This window comes from Vibrio aquaticus, assembly GCF_003970385.1.
GTDB classification, from domain to species: Bacteria; Pseudomonadota; Gammaproteobacteria; order Enterobacterales; family Vibrionaceae; genus Vibrio; species Vibrio aquaticus.
In genome coordinates this window covers 1-397 of the sequence record NZ_RXZH01000180.1, presented here as the reverse complement: position 1 = coordinate 397, position 397 = coordinate 1, and the positions used below count along the sequence as shown (strand labels likewise).

At 29.7% G+C, this 397-nt stretch carries 1 protein-coding gene; it reads left to right on the top strand.

The features are described from left to right. A partial coding sequence (locus tag EJ063_RS21995; RefSeq protein WP_148104557.1) for an NADH-quinone oxidoreductase subunit J occupies positions 1 to 256 on the top strand: 256 nt, incomplete at its 5' end. Between the last annotated feature and the right edge of the window lie 141 nt (positions 257 to 397).

Below are 397 nucleotides of genomic sequence, written 5' to 3'. Positions count from 1 at the left end.
TTGGGCCGTTGGGGATGGGGTTACTTCGGTGGTTTGTACAAGTATTTTTGTTTCACTAATTACTATTATTCCAGATACGTCATGGTATGGTATTATTTGGACTACAAGATCAAACCAGATTATAGAGCAAGATTTGATAAGTAATAGTCAACAAATTGGGATTCATTTATCAACAGATTTTTTTCTTCCATTTGAACTTATTTCCATAATTCTTTTAGTTGCTTTGATAGGTGCAATTACTGTGGCTCGTCAGTAATAAATCTTTAGAACCAGCAATCCAAATAAAACTTTGTTCTGTGTTTCAATTCTATACGAAGATTGTTCATATATAAAATCAAAATATTTTTAATAAAATATATTTTTTTTTTCTTTGTCTTTGTTCCACACTTGTTAGTTA